The sequence below is a fragment of the Escherichia sp. MOD1-EC5495 genome, assembly GCF_002965965.1.
Lineage (GTDB): Bacteria > Pseudomonadota > Gammaproteobacteria > Enterobacterales > Enterobacteriaceae > Escherichia > Escherichia ruysiae.
Map to the genome: position 1 here is coordinate 93006 of NZ_PTRI01000004.1, position 18944 is coordinate 111949.

The 18944-nt window shown below is 50.7% G+C and carries 15 protein-coding genes and 1 pseudogene; 11 read left to right on the forward strand and 5 right to left on the reverse strand.

What is annotated here, in order from left to right; translation table 11 throughout:
* Positions 1-367: 367 nt before the first annotated feature.
* The 3 genes from BEG40_RS04765 (at position 368) to BEG40_RS04775 (ending at position 3578) form a co-directional block, all read left to right on the forward strand.
* Entirely contained in the window at positions 368-1309 is a 942-nt protein-coding gene (locus BEG40_RS04765; protein WP_001208149.1) for a pseudouridine kinase, read from the forward strand.
* The gene (gene psuG / locus BEG40_RS04770) at positions 1297-2235 is read left to right on the forward strand and encodes a pseudouridine-5'-phosphate glycosidase (RefSeq protein ID WP_001292481.1); all 939 of its coding nucleotides are present in this window, start codon (positions 1297-1299) and stop codon (positions 2233-2235) included. Before BEG40_RS04765 ends, psuG begins: the two co-directional genes overlap by 13 nt.
* Before the next feature lie 92 nt (positions 2236-2327).
* The gene (locus tag BEG40_RS04775; protein ID WP_000353892.1) at positions 2328-3578 is read left to right on the forward strand and encodes a NupC/NupG family nucleoside CNT transporter; all 1251 of its coding nucleotides are present in this window, start codon (positions 2328-2330) and stop codon (positions 3576-3578) included.
* A 70-nt stretch (positions 3579-3648) separates the two neighbouring features.
* Here the strand turns inward: BEG40_RS04775 and BEG40_RS04780 are convergent.
* A pseudogene (locus BEG40_RS04780) lies at positions 3649-4347 on the reverse strand (transcriptional regulator YeiL).
* Between the two features lie 128 nt (positions 4348-4475).
* Between BEG40_RS04780 and rihB the strand changes: the two are divergent.
* On the forward strand, positions 4476-5417 hold the full coding sequence (gene rihB / locus BEG40_RS04790) for a ribosylpyrimidine nucleosidase (protein WP_105284982.1): 942 nt from the start codon (positions 4476-4478) through the stop codon (positions 5415-5417).
* A 54-nt stretch (positions 5418-5471) separates the two neighbouring features.
* Here the strand turns inward: rihB and BEG40_RS04795 are convergent, their stop codons facing one another.
* The 3 genes from BEG40_RS04795 to BEG40_RS04805 all read right to left on the reverse strand — a co-directional run bounded on the left by BEG40_RS04795 (position 5472) and on the right by BEG40_RS04805 (position 8543).
* The gene (locus BEG40_RS04795) at positions 5472-6560 is read right to left on the reverse strand and encodes a sugar kinase (protein WP_105284983.1); all 1089 of its coding nucleotides are present in this window, start codon (positions 6558-6560) and stop codon (positions 5472-5474) included.
* A gap of 2 nt (positions 6561-6562) precedes the next feature.
* Positions 6563-7420, reverse strand: a complete 858-nt coding sequence (gene nfo / locus BEG40_RS04800) for a deoxyribonuclease IV (protein ID WP_000873880.1) — start codon at positions 7418-7420, stop codon at positions 6563-6565.
* Positions 7421-7493: 73 nt separating this feature from the next.
* Complete coding sequence (locus BEG40_RS04805) at positions 7494-8543, reverse strand: YeiH family protein (RefSeq protein ID WP_016231822.1); 1050 nt, start codon at positions 8541-8543, stop codon at positions 7494-7496.
* Between the two features lie 98 nt (positions 8544-8641).
* Between BEG40_RS04805 and yieE the strand changes: the two genes are divergently transcribed.
* The 3 genes from yieE to cirA all read left to right on the forward strand — a co-directional run bounded on the left by yieE (position 8642) and on the right by cirA (position 13473).
* Positions 8642-9523, forward strand: a complete 882-nt coding sequence (gene yieE, locus BEG40_RS04810; protein WP_000548303.1) for a DNA-binding transcriptional regulator YeiE — start codon at positions 8642-8644, stop codon at positions 9521-9523.
* Between the two features lie 204 nt (positions 9524-9727).
* A complete protein-coding gene (gene lysP, locus BEG40_RS04820; protein ID WP_000253268.1) occupies positions 9728-11197 on the forward strand; it encodes a lysine-specific permease in 1470 nt (489 codons plus the stop codon).
* A 284-nt stretch (positions 11198-11481) separates the two neighbouring features.
* Positions 11482-13473, forward strand: a complete 1992-nt coding sequence (gene cirA, locus BEG40_RS04830) for a catecholate siderophore receptor CirA (RefSeq protein WP_105284984.1) — start codon at positions 11482-11484, stop codon at positions 13471-13473.
* A gap of 31 nt (positions 13474-13504) precedes the next feature.
* Here the strand turns inward: cirA and yeiG are convergent, their stop codons facing one another.
* Complete coding sequence (gene yeiG / locus BEG40_RS04835; RefSeq protein ID WP_105284985.1) at positions 13505-14341, reverse strand: S-formylglutathione hydrolase; 837 nt, start codon at positions 14339-14341, stop codon at positions 13505-13507.
* 257 nt (positions 14342-14598) lie between these two features.
* Between yeiG and folE the strand changes: the two genes are divergently transcribed.
* The 4 genes from folE (at position 14599) to mglB (ending at position 18901) form a co-directional block, all read left to right on the forward strand.
* On the forward strand, positions 14599-15267 hold the full coding sequence (gene folE, locus BEG40_RS04850; RefSeq protein ID WP_001139613.1) for a GTP cyclohydrolase I FolE: 669 nt from the start codon (positions 14599-14601) through the stop codon (positions 15265-15267).
* Positions 15268-15283: 16 nt separating this feature from the next.
* Entirely contained in the window at positions 15284-16441 is a 1158-nt protein-coding gene (gene yeiB, locus BEG40_RS04855) for a DUF418 domain-containing protein YeiB (protein ID WP_016158621.1), read from the forward strand.
* A 141-nt stretch (positions 16442-16582) separates the two neighbouring features.
* Positions 16583-17623: an HTH-type transcriptional regulator GalS gene (gene galS / locus BEG40_RS04865; protein WP_000628678.1), complete on the forward strand. Its 1041-nt coding sequence runs from the start codon at positions 16583-16585 to the stop codon at positions 17621-17623.
* A gap of 279 nt (positions 17624-17902) precedes the next feature.
* Positions 17903-18901 carry a galactose/glucose ABC transporter substrate-binding protein MglB gene (mglB, locus tag BEG40_RS04870; RefSeq protein ID WP_001036961.1) on the forward strand — a complete coding sequence of 333 codons (999 nt, stop codon included), beginning with the start codon at positions 17903-17905 and terminating at the stop codon, positions 18899-18901.
* The last annotated feature ends 43 nt before the right edge of the window (positions 18902-18944 follow it).

An 18944-nucleotide genomic window follows, 5' to 3' on the forward strand; every position in this document is an offset into this window, starting at 1 on the left:
GGTGAGTGATAAATTGTTGACGGCAATTCTATGATTTTGAATGGTTTTATTTTCCAACAGAAAGCTGACACTCTCATCAAACAGTAACGTCATTTCCTCAAGGGCAGATTAATTTCTGCCCTTTTTTATTGTTTTCGTTCTGTGCATCACTTCACAATTTCTTCGCTTTTTCTAAAACCGCCAATAATAGCGTTTTGTGAGCCTGTTCAAATCTGCTCATTTTGCCCCTCTGGCGGTAATTTACTTTAAGTAAAACATGCATACTATGAGCACATGTTTAAATATGAACACATGTTTAAACCGTCTTTGCAGTACCTATATTCTTGTGGATTGACAGAGTTGGTAATTTTTTACCAGGGGACGTGCTATGCGCGAAAAGGATTATGTCGTAATTATAGGTTCGGCGAATATTGATGTCGCCGGATATTCACATGAATCATTAAACTATGCGGATTCAAATCCAGGGAAAATAAAATTTACTCCCGGTGGAGTAGGGCGCAATATCGCACAAAACCTCGCGTTGCTGGGGAATAAAGCCTGGCTACTGAGCGCCGTAGGCAGTGATTTTTATGGTCAATCGCTGCTAACGCAAACCAATCAATCCGGCGTTTATGTCGATAAATGTCTGATTGTGCCAGGGGAAAATACGTCGAGCTATTTATCATTACTCGATAATACCGGTGAAATGCTGGTTGCTATAAATGACATGAATATTAGCAACTGTATTTCAGCGGAATATCTCGCACAGCACCGTGAATTTATTCAGGGGGCTAAGGTCATTGTCGCAGACTGTAATATCAGTGAAGAGGCATTGGTCTGGATTCTGGATAATGCCGCCGACGTACCGGTATTTGTCGATCCGGTTTCGGCCTGGAAATGCGTCAAAGTACGTGAGCGATTAAGTCAAATTCACACCCTGAAGCCAAACCGTCTGGAAGCAGAAACCCTGAGCGGGATTGCGCTTTCCGGAAGTGAAGATGTGGCAAAGGTTGCCGCCTGGTTCCATCAACATGGCCTGAACCGACTGGTTCTGAGCATGGGTGGCGATGGTGTTTATTACAGTGATATCAGCGGCGAAAACGGCTGGTCTGCACCGATTAAAACCAATGTCATTAATGTTACCGGAGCGGGCGATGCCATGATGGCGGGACTTGCTTCGTGTTGGGTAGACGGGATGCCGTTTGCCGAATCTGTTCGTTTTGCACAGGGATGTTCGTCAATGGCGCTCTCCTGTGAATACACCAATAACCCCGATTTATCGATTGCCAACGTTATATCGTTAGTGGAGAACGCAGAATGTCTGAATTAAAAATTTCCCCTGAATTATTACAAATTTCCCCGGAAGTGCAGGACGCTTTAAAAAACAAAAAACCGGTTGTGGCGCTGGAATCGACCATTATCTCTCACGGGATGCCGTTCCCGCAAAACGCCCAGACCGCAATTGAAGTAGAAGAAACTATTCGTCAACAGGGCGCTGTACCAGCCACTATCGCTATTATTGGCGGCGTGATGAAAGTGGGCTTAAGCAAAGAAGAAATTGAATTGCTGGGTCGTGAAGGACATAACGTAACGAAAGTTAGCCGTCGCGATTTACCTTTTGTTGTTGCTGCCGGAAAAAATGGTGCAACCACCGTTGCTTCCACCATGATTATTGCTGCGCTTGCAGGAATTAAAGTATTTGCCACCGGCGGTATTGGCGGTGTTCATCGCGGGGCGGAAAATACTTTCGATATTTCCGCCGATTTACAGGAACTGGCGCACACTAATGTCACCGTAGTTTGTGCCGGAGCAAAATCTATTCTCGATTTAGGCTTAACCACCGAATATTTAGAAACTTTCGGTGTGCCGTTGATTGGTTATCAGACCAAAGCATTGCCAGCGTTTTTCTGCCGCACCAGCCCGTTTGAAGTCAGTATCCGCCTCGACAGCGCCAGCGAAATTGCCCGTGCGATGGCGGTGAAATGGCAAAGCGGTCTGAACGGTGGCCTGGTAGTGGCAAACCCAATTCCGGAACAGTTTGCGATGCCGGAAGAAAGTATTAACGCTGCAATTGATCAGGCAGTTGCCGAAGCTGAAGAGCAAGGTGTAATCGGTAAAGAAAGTACGCCGTTCCTGCTGGCACGCGTTGCGGAACTGACCGGTGGCGATAGCCTGAAATCCAACATCCAGTTGGTGTTTAACAACGCCATTCTGGCGAGCGAAATTGCCAAAGAATACCAGCGTCTCGCGGGTTAATTTCTGACGGGCAGAAAGCCGTCGCCCGTACTCATCATACATACTGAAACCTGGCGCTGGCGCCGGGTTTACGGGCATGAAGGGAAATCATTATGGATATAATGAGAAGTGTTGTGGGGATGGTGGTGTTACTGGCAATAGCGTTTGTGTTGTCAGTGAATAAAAAGAGCATCAGTTTGCGCACGGTTGGAGCCGCGCTGCTGCTGCAAATCGCCATTGGCGGCATTATGCTCTACTTCCCACCGGGAAAATGGGCGGTAGAACAGGCAGCATTGGGCGTCCATAAAGTCATGTCCTACAGCGATGCGGGTAGCGCCTTTATTTTTGGTTCGCTGGTGGGGCCGAAAATGGATGTCCTGTTTGATGGCGCGGGCTTTATCTTCGCCTTTCGCGTACTTCCGGCGATTATTTTCGTTACTGCGCTCATCAGTCTGCTGTACTACATTGGCGTGATGGGACTGCTGATCCGCATTCTTGGCAGTATTTTCCAGAAAGCTCTCAACATCAGCAAAATAGAATCTTTTGTCGCGGTCACCACCATTTTCCTTGGGCAAAACGAGATCCCGGCGATCGTTAAACCGTTTATTGATCGCATGAATCGCAACGAGTTGTTTACCGCAATTTGTAGCGGCATGGCATCTATTGCCGGTTCGATGATGATTGGTTATGCCGGAATGGGTGTGCCGATTGACTATCTGTTAGCGGCATCGCTGATGGCGATCCCCGGCGGTATTTTGTTTGCGCGTATTCTTAGCCCGGCGACCGAGCCTTCGCAGGTGACATTTGAAAACCTGTCGTTCAGCGAAACGCCGCCAAAAAGTTTTATCGAAGCAGCGGCAAGCGGTGCGATGACCGGACTGAAAATTGCCGCAGGTGTGGCGACGGTGGTGATGGCGTTTGTGGCGATTATTGCGCTGATCAACGGCATTATCGGTGGAATTGGCGGCTGGTTTGGTTTTGCCAATGCCTCTCTGGAAAGTATTTTTGGCTATGTTCTGGCACCGTTGGCGTGGATCATGGGCGTGGACTGGAGTGATGCCAATCTTGCGGGTAGCCTGATTGGACAGAAACTGGCGATTAACGAATTTGTCGCTTACCTGAGTTTCTCGCCATATCTGCAAACGGGCGGCACGCTGGACGTGAAAACAGTTGCCATTATCTCCTTTGCGCTTTGTGGTTTCGCTAACTTTGGTTCTATCGGTGTTGTCGTTGGGGCGTTCTCGGCTATTTCGCCAAAACGCGCGCCGGAAATCGCCCAGCTTGGATTACGTGCGCTGGCAGCGGCTACGCTCTCCAACCTGATGAGTGCGACCATTGCCGGGTTCTTTATTGGGCTGGCGTAATGCTCGATTTGTAAGCCGGATAAGACGCGTCAAGCGCCGCATCCGGCTATCGCGCTATTGCAAATAATTTTTACTGCATCATCCCGGAGAATTTATTCTCCGGGTCCATCTCCAGCGCCAGTCCTGACAACTGCTTTCTGTTTTTAATCAGATACCCTTTCTTATTTTTAATTAATAAACCGTCGTGAATGAATTGTGCGAGAACATATAAAAGGTGTCGGTAAGAAACGCCTAAATACTCTGCCGCTTGCGTATGCTTTTCGTGATAAAGTTCACCTTCCTGCGAGAGTAATATAAATGCTGCCAGGCGATTCACTAACGGAAATGATTGATTCTGAGTTAAAGAAATAATATTGCGATAATTTTTATGACTTAAGGCGACACAGAGTTTTCGTAAAAATAGCGTGTCGTTTAATAATAGCGGGCGGTAGTGTTTCATGGGGAGCGCAATACATCAACACTCTTCAATAGCCTGCACCGCACGCGGTTCATGGTCTTTATCGATTAACTCAATCTCGCCAATAAAACAGGGCGCGGCAAAGAAATCAATCAGCGACACGCGCCCATTGGCAAGCGTGGCGTAAAGCCTGGCGCGGCCTCGCGTCAGATAAAACAGCCAGGACGGCTGTTGCCCTTCCTGCACAATGTAGTCACGCGCTAAAAAATGAAACAGCCGCGTATCGGCTGAAACATCCGTTGAAAAGCACTCATTAAATGCGGACTCACCAATCAGTTGCTGTTTAAGTTCATTATTGTGGATTTCTTTCACGATGTTTATCCGCTATGAGATTTCTCATATTTAGCATACGTACGCTGTTGTTAAGATTCAATCATCGGCCGGTCGAATTTTCTTTGCTGTAGAAAAAATAACGCAACTTGAAACAGGGGAAATAAACAATGGAAAAGAGAAAAATTATTCTGGATTGTGATCCGGGTCATGATGATGCTATTGCCATAATGATGGCCGCGAAACATCCGGCGATTGATTTATTAGGTATCACCATTGTGGCGGGTAATCAGACGCTTGATAAAACATTAATTAATGGCCTGAATGTTTGTCAGAAACTGGAGATTAATGTTCCGGTTTATGCGGGAATGCCGCAGCCAATTATGCGCAAACAAATCGTTGCCGATAATATTCACGGTGAAACCGGACTGGATGGCCCGGTATTCGAGCCGCTGACCCGCCAGGCAGAAAGCACTCATGCGGTGAAATATATCATCGATACCCTGATGGCAAGTGAAGGCGATATCACTCTGGTGCCGGTGGGGCCGCTTTCAAACATCGCCGTGGCGATGCGTATGCAACCGGCGATCCTGCCAAAAATCCGTGAAATTGTGCTGATGGGCGGCGCTTACGGTACTGGCAACTTCACCCCGTCTGCCGAGTTCAACATCTTTGCCGACCCGGAAGCCGCACGCGTGGTGTTCACCTCCGGCGTTCCGTTGGTGATGATGGGCCTCGATCTCACTAACCAGACCGTGTGTACCCCGGATGTGATTGCGCGGATGGAAAGGGCAGGCGGCCCTGCCGGCGAGCTGTTCAGCGACATCATGAACTTCACTCTCAAAACGCAGTTCGAAAACTATGGCCTGGCTGGCGGTCCGGTGCATGACGCCACCTGCATCGGTTATCTAATCAACCCTGATGGTATTAAAACCCAGGAAATGTACGTCGAAGTGGACGTCAACAGCGGCCCTTGCTACGGGCGTACCGTCTGCGACAAGCTGGGCGTTCTCGGCAAGCCCGCTAATACCAAAGTCGGCATCACCATCGATACCGACTGGTTCTGGGGATTAGTCGAAGAGTGCGTGCGCGGCTACATCAAAACCCACTAAGTGTTGATAACAAGGCCGGATAAGATGCGTCAAGCGTCGCATCCGGCAGCATTGTTACACCATCGGCACTAATGAAAGCGCGTTATCGGCAGACAGGGTAGGGTTATTTATGCTGCCGCTGGCGCGCGAAATTGCCGCGCAGGCCATCGCAAAACGGGCGCTGTCAAGGAAACTGTTTCCTTCCAGAAAGCTATACACCAGGCCTGCCATAAAACCATCGTCGGCACCAAAACTGTCCACCGTCGTATGCGTTGGCGCAGTCAGCAAAAATTGCTCGCCATCCTTTTCGCTGCAATAAACGGATTCATCGGGCAAATAAACAAACAGTTGCTGAACACCTTGCTGATGCAACGCATTCACTGCGGCATTACGGTCAGCATCGCTGGTGATCGCCTTTCCCCATAAAATTTCCAGTTCCTGCAAAGTGGGTTTCAGGGTGTGAATATGCGCCAGCCAGTGTTTGATTTTGCCCGCTTTGAATTCTGAAACGGTATCGACAAATACCGGGATTTCATCGGCGAGGGTAAAGACCCACTCCAGCGCCTCGGCAGTCAGGTTGCAATCTGCCAGTACCACGCCCGCATGACGAAGTAAATCACGTGATCCGTTCAATAATTGCGGCGTTAACTGTTCCAGCAGATGGGTATCATTAATCGCCAGTACGGTTTGTTCGTCTTGATTGGCAATTGCCAGATACGTCGATGTGCTTTGACCATGTAAACGAACGCAACCAGAGACATTCACCCCGGCACGGCGCGTCTCTTCTAAGAGCATCTCGCCATAAAAATCATCGCCAATCACCGAGAGTAAATGGACGTCGCGGCCTAACAATGCCAGATTGTGGGCGATATTGCGCCCAACGCCGCCTGCCGAACAATGAATCGTACCGGGATGAGAAGCTGCTTGCGGATAACGGATATCCGCCATCCCGCGAATATCCATATTGATTGTCCCCACCACTACGCAGTATTCCTGCTCAGTGAGAATGTAACCTTTGCCTTTAATCCGCCCTTTGCGCATTAAATCCATAATATGCGCCGCAACGCGCGAACGGCTGATTTGCAGCATGTCAGCAATTTCATTCTGCTGAATCAGCGGGTTACGCCGTAAAATTGCAAGGATCTCCTTCTCCCGGTTATTCATCTTCAGGCTACCGCTTTTTCAGTTTGTTGCGCTTTTAGCCAGGCGATCTCTTCTGCCCAGATATCCGGGTTGATGGTTTCAAGGATCAGCGGAATGCCGTCGAAACGGTCGTCCTGCATGATCCAGCGGAACGCATCATGACCGATATTGCCTTCACCGAGGCTATGATGGCGGTCAACGCGGCTGCCAAAGGTGCTTTTTGCATCGTTGAGGTGCATCCCACGCAGATATTTAAAGCCGACAATACGGGCAAAATCTGCGAACGTTTTCTCGCATTCGGCTGGAGTACGCAAATCATACCCAGCGGCAAAAGCATGGCAGGTATCAATGCAGACGCCGACGCGGGATTTATCTTCCACGCCGTCGATAATCGCCGCGAGATGTTCGAATTTAAACCCTAAGTTGCTGCCCTGACCGGCGGTATTTTCAATCACCGCTGTCACGCCTTGTGTTTTATCCAGCGCAATGTTGATGGATTCCGCAATGCGCGCAAGGCAATCCTCTTCTGAAATCTGCATCAGATGGCTGCCAGGATGGAAGTTGAGCAAAGAAAGCCCCAGTTGTTCGCAACGCTGCATTTCATCTATAAACGCATCGCGTGATTTTTCCAGGGCTTCAGCGACCGGATGTCCGAGGTTAATCAGATAACTGTCATGGGGAAGAATTTGCGCCGACGTGTAGTGATATTTTTCACAGGCGGCTTTGAATTCATCGATGGTCTGTGTCGTGAGGGGGGCGGCACGCCACTGACGTTGATTTTTGGTGAACAAGGCAAACGCGGTTGCGTCAATTTCGGCGGCGCGAATTGCGGCATTTGCCAGACCGCCAGCAGCACTAACGTGCGCTCCAATGTATTTCATGCGAGGACTCCTGTTAAACCCGCTGGAGGAAAACGGTAATGATAGCGGGTTAACAGGAGCAAGATGTAGTGGTTTATGCGATGACGCTTTGAATCACATAGTTAATCGCACCACCACCAACAATCAGCCAGGCAAACAGTACCAGTGCCATCAGCAGAGGTTTCGCCCCGGCTTTTTTCAGCGCGCTGACGTGAGTAGTCAGACCCAGCGCCGCCATCGCCATTGCCAGCAGGAAGGTATCCAGCGTTACCAGCATGTTCACCACGCTCTGCGGTAACAGGTGGAACGAGTTAAAGATGGCAACGACGATGAACAGGATGGCAAACCACGGAATGGTGATTTTGCTTTTCTCGCCGCCATTAGCCCCAGACAGCTGTTTAACACGTGCCGCCAGCAGGATGAGGAACGGAGCCAGCATCATCACGCGCAGCATTTTGGAAATAACTGCTGCGTTTTCTGCATCCGGGCTGATGGCATGACCTGCCGCCACCACCTGCGCCACTTCGTGCACAGTCGAACCAATGTAGATACCGAAAGTTTCCGGACTAAACCATTGAGACATCAGCGGATATATCGCCGGGTAGAGGAAAATCGCGACGGTCCCGAAGATAACGACGGTTGCAACAGCCACGGTCACTTTACTGGCTTCCGCTTTCACTACCGGCTCAGTCGCCAGAACCGCCGCAGCACCACAAATACTGCTACCAGCACCGATCAACCAACTGGTGTGCTTATCCAGGCCAAACACTTTCTGCCCCAGGAAGCAGGCCAGCAGGAAGGTGCTGGACAGTGTCAACACGTCAATGATGATCCCACTGATACCGACATCGGCAATTTGTGAAAACGTCAAACGGAAACCGTAAAGAATAATACCCAGACGTAGTAAATGTTGCTTGGCAAACAGCACACCGCCGTCACAGCTTTTCCAGATATGCGGATATACTGTGTTACCTAAAACCATCCCCAACAGGATTGCGAGAGTGAGGGCACTAAACCCGGCACCCGCAACAGCGGGAATGGAACCACCCCACAGGGCGACCCCGGTGATAACTGCACTCAGGGCTAACCCCGGAATGAAATGCCACAGTGTACGATGTTGTTTCTGTAAGGTGATATTCGTCATAACCCTCTCCTTTATCCGGGCATAAGGTTACGACTAACTGGTTTAAAAATAAAATTGATTATATATTTATAATTAATCTTTATAAGTGGTAAGCGACTATGCACATCACCCTTCGACAGTTGGAAGTTTTTGCAGAAGTATTGAAAAGTGGATCCACCACCCAGGCGTCGGTGATGCTGGCGTTGTCGCAATCAGCAGTGAGCGCGGCGTTGACCGATCTGGAAGGGCAGCTAGGCGTGCAACTGTTTGATCGCGTGGGTAAAAGACTGGTGGTCAATGAGCACGGACGGCTGCTTTACCCGCGTGCGCTGGCATTGCTGGAACAGGCCGTCGAAATCGAACAACTGTTTCGCGAAGACAACGGCGCGATTCGTGTCTACGCCAGTAGCACCATTGGTAATTACATCCTGCCCGCAGTTATCGCCCGTTATCGCCATGATTACCCGCAGTTGCCGATTGAACTTAGCGTTGGTAACAGCCAGGACGTGATGCAGGCGGTGCTGGATTTCCGCGTTGATATTGGCTTTATTGAAGGACCATGCCACAGCACTGAAATCATTTCTGAGCCGTGGCTGGAAGACGAGCTGGTGGTTTTCGCCGCGCCGACTTCGCCGTTGGCTCGTGGTCCGGTCACCTTAGAACAACTGGCCGCTGCGCCGTGGATCCTGCGCGAACGTGGTTCCGGCACGCGGGAGATTGTCGATTATCTGTTACTGTCGCATTTACCGAAATTTGAGATGGCGATGGAATTAGGTAACTCCGAAGCTATCAAACACGCGGTGCGTCATGGGTTGGGAATTAGCTGCCTGTCGCGACGGGTAATAGAAGATCAATTACAGGCTGGCACATTAAGTGAAGTTGCTGTCCCTCTACCGCGCCTGATGCGTACGTTGTGGCGTATTCATCATCGGCAAAAACACCTTTCCAACGCGCTACGGCGCTTTCTGGACTATTGCGATCCCGCTAATGTGCCGCGTTAAGTCGCGATACAGGAACATGCTGGTGCTGTGTCGATTTCGTGACGCAGCGCCAGCGTCATGCATTCGCCAGAAAAGAGATTGGCTGCTTTACTTATAATTCCTGGGCGATCATGAAGGTCTCTTATAAAAGCGCATTTCTACCGGAAGGATTGCAAATCGTCTGCTACAATCGCGCCTCATTTTTAAGATGGATAGCATTTTTGTATGGTTTCCGAAACTAAAACAACAGAAGCGCCGGGCTTACGCCGTGAATTAAAGGCGCGTCACCTGACGATGATTGCCATTGGCGGCTCCATCGGTACGGGTCTTTTTGTTGCCTCTGGCGCAACGATTTCTCAGGCAGGTCCGGGCGGGGCGCTGCTCTCGTATATTTTGATTGGCCTGATGGTCTACTTCCTGATGACCAGTCTTGGCGAACTGGCGGCGTATATGCCAGTGTCTGGTTCGTTTGCGACTTACGGTCAGAACTATGTGGAAGAGGGCTTTGGCTTCGCGCTGGGCTGGAACTACTGGTACAACTGGGCGGTGACTATCGCCGTTGACCTGGTGGCTGCGCAGTTAGTCATGAGCTGGTGGTTCCCGGATGTTCCCGGTTGGATCTGGAGTGCGCTGTTCCTTGGCGTCATTTTCCTGCTGAACTACATTTCGGTCAGAGGCTTTGGTGAAGCGGAGTACTGGTTCTCACTGATCAAAGTCACAACAGTGATTATCTTTATCGTCGTCGGCGTGATGATGATTATCGGTATCTTCAAAGGCGCGCAGCCTGTGGGCTGGAGCAACTGGACGATAGGTGAAGCACCGTTTGCCGGTGGTTTTGCGGCGATGATCGGTGTGGCAATGATTGTCGGCTTCTCCTTCCAGGGAACCGAACTGATTGGTATTGCTGCGGGCGAATCTGAAGATCCTGGGAAAAATATTCCGCGTGCGGTGCGTCAGGTATTCTGGCGAATCCTGCTGTTCTATGTGTTTGCGATTCTGATCATCAGCCTGATCATTCCGTACACCGATCCAAGCCTGCTGCGTAACGACGTGAAAGACATCAGCGTCAGCCCGTTCACGCTGGTGTTCCAGCACGCGGGGCTGCTTTCTGCGGCGGCGGTGATGAACGCGGTCATTCTGACTGCAGTACTGTCGGCGGGTAACTCCGGTATGTACGCATCTACCCGTATGCTTTACACCCTGGCGTGTGACGGAAAAGCGCCGCGTATTTTCGCCAAACTGTCACGTGGCGGTGTACCGCGTAACGCGCTGTATGCCACGACGGTGATTGCCGGTCTGTGTTTCCTGACCTCCATGTTTGGTAACCAGACGGTGTATTTGTGGCTGCTGAACACCTCCGGGATGACAGGCTTTATCGCCTGGCTGGGGATTGCTATCAGCCACTATCGTTTCCGTCGCGGCTATGTATTGCAGGGACACGACATTAACGACCTGCCGTACCGTTCGGGCTTCTTCCCGTTGGGACCGATCTTCGCTTTCATTCTGTGTCTGATTATTACCCTGGGCCAGAACTACGAGGCGTTCCTGAAAGATACCATCGACTGGGGCGGCGTAGCGGCAACCTATATTGGTATCCCGCTGTTCCTGGCCATCTGGTTTGGTTACAAGTTGATTAAAGGAACCCACTTCGTGCGTTACAGCGAAATGAAGTTCCCGCAGAACGATAAGAAATAAGTTTTACTCCTTCCTTATAAAGCCCTCTCAACCGAGAGGGCTTTTTCTTTTCCTTGATATTCATGCGGATATAAAATTTAACAATTGAATTGATAATTGTTATCGTTTGCATTATTGTTACGCGGAAATCAAAAAAGGCTGACAAATCAGAGGCTGTTCAGGCTTTCTGGAGTGATCTCCTGCCTATAAAAAGTCCACCGCGATGCTGCCGTACGCAAGGGGACGTGAAGAAGATGTGAGCGATAACCCATTTTATTTTCGTAGTTACCTCATGGAGATATGGAATGTTTAGGTTGAACCCTTTCGTACGGGTCGGGCTGTGTTTGTCCGCAATTTCTTGTGCATGGCCTGTGTTGGCGGTTGATGATGATGGCGAGACGATGGTTGTCACCGCATCTTCCGTTGAACAAAACCTTAAAGACGCACCTGCCAGTATCAGCGTCATTACCCAGGAAGACCTGCAGCGTAAACCAGTACAGAACCTGAAAGATGTCCTCAAAGAAGTGCCGGGCGTACAACTGACTAACGAAGGGGATAACCGCAAGGGCGTCAGTATTCGTGGGCTGGACAGCAGTTACACGCTGATTCTTGTCGATGGTAAACGCGTTAACTCCCGCAATGCTGTCTTTCGCCACAATGACTTTGATCTGAACTGGATCCCGGTTGATTCCATCGAACGTATTGAAGTGGTACGTGGCCCGATGTCCTCGTTGTACGGTTCTGATGCGCTTGGCGGCGTGGTCAATATCATCACCAAAAAAATCGGTCAAAAATGGACGGGCACTGTTACGGTCGATACCACCATTCAGGAACATCGCGATCGTGGTGACACGTACAACGGTCAGTTCTTCACCAGCGGGCCATTAATTGACGGTGTGCTGGGGATGAAAGCCTACGGCAGCCTGGCGAAACGTGAAAAGGATGACCCGCAAAACTCAACCACCACCGATACCGGAGAAACACCGCGTATTGAAGGATTCTCCAGCCGCGACGGCAATGTCGAATTTGCCTGGACGCCGAATCAAAATCACGATTTTACCGCCGGTTACGGTTTCGACCGTCAGGATCGTGATTCCGACTCGCTGGACAAAAACCGCCTGGAACGCCAGAACTACTCTGTCAGCCATAATGGTCGCTGGGATTACGGCACCAGCGAACTGAAATATTACGGCGAGAAAGTCGAAAACAAAAACCTTGGCAACAGCAGCCCAATTACCTCTGAAAGCAATACCGTTGATGGCAAATACACGCTGCCGCTGACGGCGATTAATCAGTTTGTCACGGTTGGCGGTGAATGGCGTCACGATAAACTTAGTGATGCAGTAAACCTGACCGGTGGCACCAGCACCAAAACGTCTGCCAGCCAGTACGCGCTGTTTGTGGAAGATGAATGGCGGATCTTTGAACCACTGGCGCTGACGACCGGCGTGCGTATGGATGATCATGAAACCTACGGCGATCACTGGAGCCCGCGTGCCTATCTGGTCTATAACGCTACCGACACCGTTACCGTGAAAGGTGGCTGGGCAACGGCTTTTAAAGCGCCTTCTTTGTTGCAGCTTAGCCCTGACTGGACGACAAATTCCTGCCGTGGTGCATGTAAAATTGTCGGCAGCCCGGATCTGAAACCAGAGACCAGCGAAAGTTGGGAACTGGGGCTTTACTACATGGGTGAAGATGGCTGGCTGGAAGGGGTTGAATCCAGCGTGACTGTTTTCCGCAACGATGTGAAAGATCGTATTAGCATCAGCCGCACGTCTGACGTTAACGCTGCACCGGGTTACCAGAACTTTGTCGGTTTTGAAACGGGCGCTAACGGGCGACGGATACCGGTATTCAGCTACTACAACGTTAACAAAGCGCGAATTCAGGGCGTGGAGACTGAGTTGAAAATTCCGTTCAATGACGAATGGAAGCTGTCACTCAACTACACCTACAACGATGGTCGTGATGTCAGCAATGGCGAAAACAAACCGCTTTCCGACCTGCCGTTCCATACCGCTAACGGTACGCTGGACTGGAAACCGCTGATGCTGGAAGACTGGTCATTCTATGTTTCTGGTCACTATACCGGACAGAAACGTGCCGACAGTGATACGGCCAAAACGCCTGGTGGCTATACGATCTGGAATACCGGCGCGGCCTGGCAGGTGACCAAAGACGTCAAACTGCGTGCGGGCGTGCTGAACCTGACTGATAAAGATCTCAGTCGTGACGACTACAGCTATAACGAAGACGGACGTCGTTACTTTATGGCGGTGGATTATCGCTTCTGATGAGAAGATGCCCGGCGAACCGGGCTAAGTTTTACTTCAGTAAATGCTGCGCATGGAAGCGCAGATGATCCTCTATAAAAGAGGCGATGAAGTAGTAACTGTGGTCATAACCCGGCTGAATACGTAACGTCATTGGCCACGCTTTCTGACGAGCGGCCTCTGCCAGCACCGCAGGCTGAAGCTGGTCGGCAAGAAACTGATCGCTATCGCCCTGATCAATAAGCGTCGGGATCGCATCCTGCGCATTACTGGCGTACATCAACGCGCAACTGTCCCATTCCTCCCAGTCATTTTTATCCTCGCCCAGATAGGCGCTAAACGCTTTGATTCCCCACGGGACGCTGCACGGATTCACAATTGGCGCAAAGGCGGAAACGCTGGTGTATTTGCCAGGGTTTTTCAGCGCCATAATCAATGCGCCGTGACCTCCCATCGAATGACCGCTAATGGCGCAGCGATCGCTGACGTTAAATTGCGACTGAATCAGCGCCGGTAATTCATCGCGCAGATAATCATACATCCGGTAATGCGCCGCCCATGGCGATTGCGTAGCGTTAAGATAAAAACCTGCGCCCTGGCCTAAATCGTAGCCGTCATCATTGGCAACCTGTTCGCCGCGCGGGCTGGTGTCTGGCATTACCAGTACAATCCCCAGTTCCGCCGCCACGCGCTGGGCACCCGCTTTGGTGGTGAAATTTTCGTCATTGCAGGTTAATCCCGAAAGCCAGTACAGCACTGGCGGCGGGGCGTTATCGCGGGGAGGCGGGAGAAAGATGCTGAACATCATCGGACAGTTTAAGGTACTGGAGTCGTGCCGCCAGCGTTGCTGCCAGCCTTCAAAACAGCGGTGCTCTTCGAGCATTTCCATGCGTGGCTCCTTGTTATGTTGTTTGCAATTTTTTCATCATACCGTTTATTCAGTGTGTTGTGAGTAACTTTCACTTCCGCATATGCATAACGATGTTTTAACATCTACGGCTGAAAGGCAGCGGCAATTACAATAATTATCGCTGTGAATACTGGATTATGTGCGTCACCTCACGCACAATAATCAGGCTGCTAATCAGCTTAATAACTTTGCCCCCACGCAGGGCGGAGGCGTCACACCTGCAGGAGAAAATATAAATGCCATCACTCAGTAAAGAAGCGGCCCTGGTTCATGAAGCGTTAGTTGCGCGAGGACTGGAAACACCGCTACGCCCGCCCGTGCATGAAATGGATAACGAAACGCGCAAAAGCCTTATTGCCGGTCATATGACCGAAATCATGCAGCTGCTGAATCTCGACCTGGCTGATGACAGTTTGATGGAAACACCGCATCGCATCGCCAAAATGTATGTCGATGAAATTTTCTCCGGTCTGGATTACGCCAACTTCCCGAAAATCACCCTCATTGAAAATAAAATGAAGGTCGATGAAATGGTCACCGTGCGCGATATCACCCTGACCAGCACCTGTGAACACCATTTTGTCACTATTGATGGCAAAGCGACGGTGGCCTATATCCCGAAAGATTCGGTGATCGGTCTGTCAAAAATTAACCGCATTGTGCAGTTTTTTGCCCAGCGTCCGCAGGTGCAGGAACGTCTGACCCAGCAAATTCTCATTGCGCTACAAACGCTGCTGGGCACCAATAATGTGGCGGTCTCCATCGATGCGGTGCATTACTGCGTGAAAGCGCGTGGCATCCGCGATGCAACCAGCGCCACGACAACGACCTCCCTCGGTGGTTTGTTCAAATCCAGTCAGAATACGCGCCACGAGTTTCTGCGCGCCGTGCGTCATCACAACTGATTAAAAGGCAGGAACCATGGAGCGCAACGTCACGCTCGATTTTGTTCGCGGCGTCGCCATTCTGGGGATCCTGCTATTAAACATCAGCGCCTTTGGACTCCCAAAGGCGGCTTATCTCAATCCCGCCTGGTACGGCGCTATTACGTCGCAAGATGCCTGGACATGGGCATTTCTCGATCTCATCGGCCAGGTGAAATTCCTCACGCTTTTTGCGCTGCTGTTTGGTGCGGGACTGCAAATGTTGCTTCCCCGTGGCAGACGCTGGATCCAGTCGCGGCTCACCCTGTTAGTTTTGTTGGGCTTTATTCACGGATTGTTATTCTGGGACGGCGATATTCTGCTGGCTTACGGGCTGGTGGGCTTAATCAGCTGGCGGCTGGTGCGCGATGCGCCATCGGTAAAAAGCCTGTTTAATACCGGCGTCATGTTGTATCTGGTAGGGCTTGGCGTTTTGCTGCTGCTGGGGTTGATTTCTGACAGCCAGACCAGTCGCGCCTGGACGCCGGATGCGTCTGCCATTTTGTATGAAAAATACTGGAAACTTCACGGCGGCGTGGAAGCCATCAGTAACCGTGCCGATGGAGTAGGGAACAGTTTACTGGCACTGGGTGCGCAGTATGGCTGGCAACTGGCGGGGATGATGCTAATTGGCGCGGCATTGATGCGTAGCGGTTGGCTGAAAGGGCAGTACAGCTTGCGCCACTATCGCCGTACCGGTTTTGTGCTGGTGGCGATTGGGCTGATGATTAACCTTCCTGCTATCGCACTACAATGGCGGCTGGACTGGGCGTATCGCTGGTGCGCCTTCTTACTTCAGATGCCGCGTGAACTGAGTGCGCCATTTCAGGCGATGGGTTATGCGTCGTTGCTGTTCGGCTACTGGCCACAATTAAGCCGTTTTAAGCTGGTGCTGGCGATCGCCTGCGTCGGACGGATGGCGCTGACCAACTACCTGTTACAAACGCTAATTTGTACCACGCTGTTTTATCATCTCGGTTTGTTTATGCAGTTTGACCGTCTGGAATTGCTGGCGTTTGTTATTCCGGTATGGCTGGCGAATATCCTCTTCTCTGTTATCTGGCTACGTTACTTCCGCCAGGGGCCGGTAGAATGGCTATGGCGTCAGCTAACCCTCCGTGCTGCCGGACCGGCATTGTCTAAAACATCAAGATAACGATCTCGATCACATTCATTAACAAAACGGCTGTAACCGTTTCCATTGCTGTGACTCGATTCACGAAGTCCTGTATTCAGTGCTGACAAAATAGCCGCCAGCAAGCAGTAAACTACTGCAATCTCACAACAGGTAGTGAATATGATCACCATTCGTGATGTAGCGCGTCAGGCTGGCGTCTCTGTGGCAACGGTTTCCCGGGTGCTCAATAACAGTACTCTGGTGAGTGCGGACACGCGTGAAGCGGTAATGAAAGCCGTGAGTGAACTGGATTACCGACCAAACGCCAATGCCCAGGCGCTGGCAACCCAGGTGAGCGATACCGTTGGCGTGGTGGTGATGGACGTTTCTGATGCATTTTTCGGCGCACTGGTGAAAGCCGTCGATCTCGTCGCCCAACAACATCAGAAATATGTATTGATTGGCAACAGCTATCATGAAGCGGAAAAAGAGCGTCACGCCATCGAGGTGTTAATTCGCCAGCGTTGTAATGCGTTGATTGTTCATTCAAAAGCGTTAAGCGACGACGAACTGGCGCAGTTTATGGACAACATTCCCGGTATGGTGCTGATTAACCGCGTTGTACCGGGTTACGCTCATCGTTGCGTTTGCCTGGATAATCTCAGCGGTGCCCGAATGGCGACGCGCATGTTGCTGAATAACGGGCATCAACGCATCGGTTATCTTTCTTCCAGCCACGGCATTGAAGATGACGCAATGCGCAAAGCAGGCTGGATGAGTGCGCTGAAAGAGCAGGATATTGTTCCGCCGGAAAGCTGGATTGGCACCGGCACGCCGGACATGCCCGGCGGTGAGGCGGCAATGGTCGAGCTACTGGGACGCAATCTGCAACTTACTGCTGTGTTTGCTTATAACGACAATATGGCCGCTGGCGCACTGACGGCATTAAAAGATAATGGCATTGCAATTCCGTTACATCTCTCCATCATCGGTTTCGATGATATCCCCATTGCCCGTTACACCGACCCGCAATTAACGACCGTGCGTTATCCCATTGCTTCGATGGCAAAATTAGCTACTGAACTGGCCTTGCAGGGCGCAGCAGGCAACATTGATCCGCGAGCCAGCCACTGTTTTATGCCGACGTTAGTGCGTCGGCATTCTGTCGCAACACGCCAGAATGCGGCGGCGATCACTAACTCAACAAATCAGGCGATGTAACCGCTTTCAATCTGTGAGTGATTTCACAGTATCTTAACAATGCGATAGCTATGATTGCACCGTTTTAACGTTGTAACCTATATGTAACAGTGAATAATCACTTTTATCGAGGCTATAGCGTCATAATAACAATTAAAGCCGTTTTCTGGAGCGTTACCGGGCATGGAAGAACGAATTTTAAAACGTGAGCTTCGGCGTTCAGTAACACTTCATTAACTATACTGCCCCGCCGAGCATTTATCTCAAGCACTACCCTGCATAAGAAAAACCGGAGATACCATGAATAAGAAGGTGTTAACCCTGTCTGCTGTGATGGCCAGCATGTTATTCGGTGCCGCTGCACACGCTGCTGATACCCGTATTGGTGTGACGATTTATAAATATGACGATAACTTTATGTCCGTGGTGCGTAAGGCTATCGAACAAGATGCGAAAGCCGCGCCAGACGTCCAGTTGCTGATGAATGATTCGCAGAATGACCAGTCCAAGCAGAACGATCAGATTGACGTGCTGTTGGCGAAAGGGGTGAAGGCGCTGGCAATCAACCTGGTTGACCCGGCTGCTGCGGGTACAGTGATTGAGAAAGCGCGCGGACAAAACGTACCAATCGTTTTCTTCAACAAAGAGCCTTCCCGTAAGGCGCTGGATAGCTACGACAAAGCCTACTACGTTGGCACCGACTCGAAAGAGTCCGGCATTATTCAGGGCGATTTGATTGCTAAACACTGGGCGGCGAATCAGGGTTGGGATCTCAACAAAGATGGTCAGATTCAGTTCGTACTGCTGAAAGGTGAACCGGGCCATCCGGATGCAGAAGCGCGTACCACCTACGTGATTAAAGAACTGAACGACAAAGGCATCAAAACGGAACAGTTACAGTTAGATACCGCAATGTGGGACACCGCTCAGGCGAAAGATAAGATGGACGCCTGGCTGTCTGGCCCGAACGCCAACAAAATCGAAGTGGTTATTGCCAACAACGATGCGATGGCAATGGGCGCAGTAGAAGCACTGAAAGCGCACAACAAGTCCAGCATTCCGGTGTTTGGCGTCGATGCGCTGCCAGAAGCTCTGGCACTGGTGAAATCCGGTGCACTGGCGGGCACGGTGCTGAACGATGCTAACAACCAGGCGAAAGCGACCTTTGATCTGGCGAAAAACCTGGCCGATGGCAAAGGTGCGGCTGATGGCACCAACTGGAAAATCGACAATAAAGTTGTCCGCGTTCCTTATGTTGGCGTAGATAAAGACAACCTGGCTGAATTTAGCAAGAAATAAGACTGATTGGGCGCAGTCGTTTACTGCGCCCTTATTGTATGGC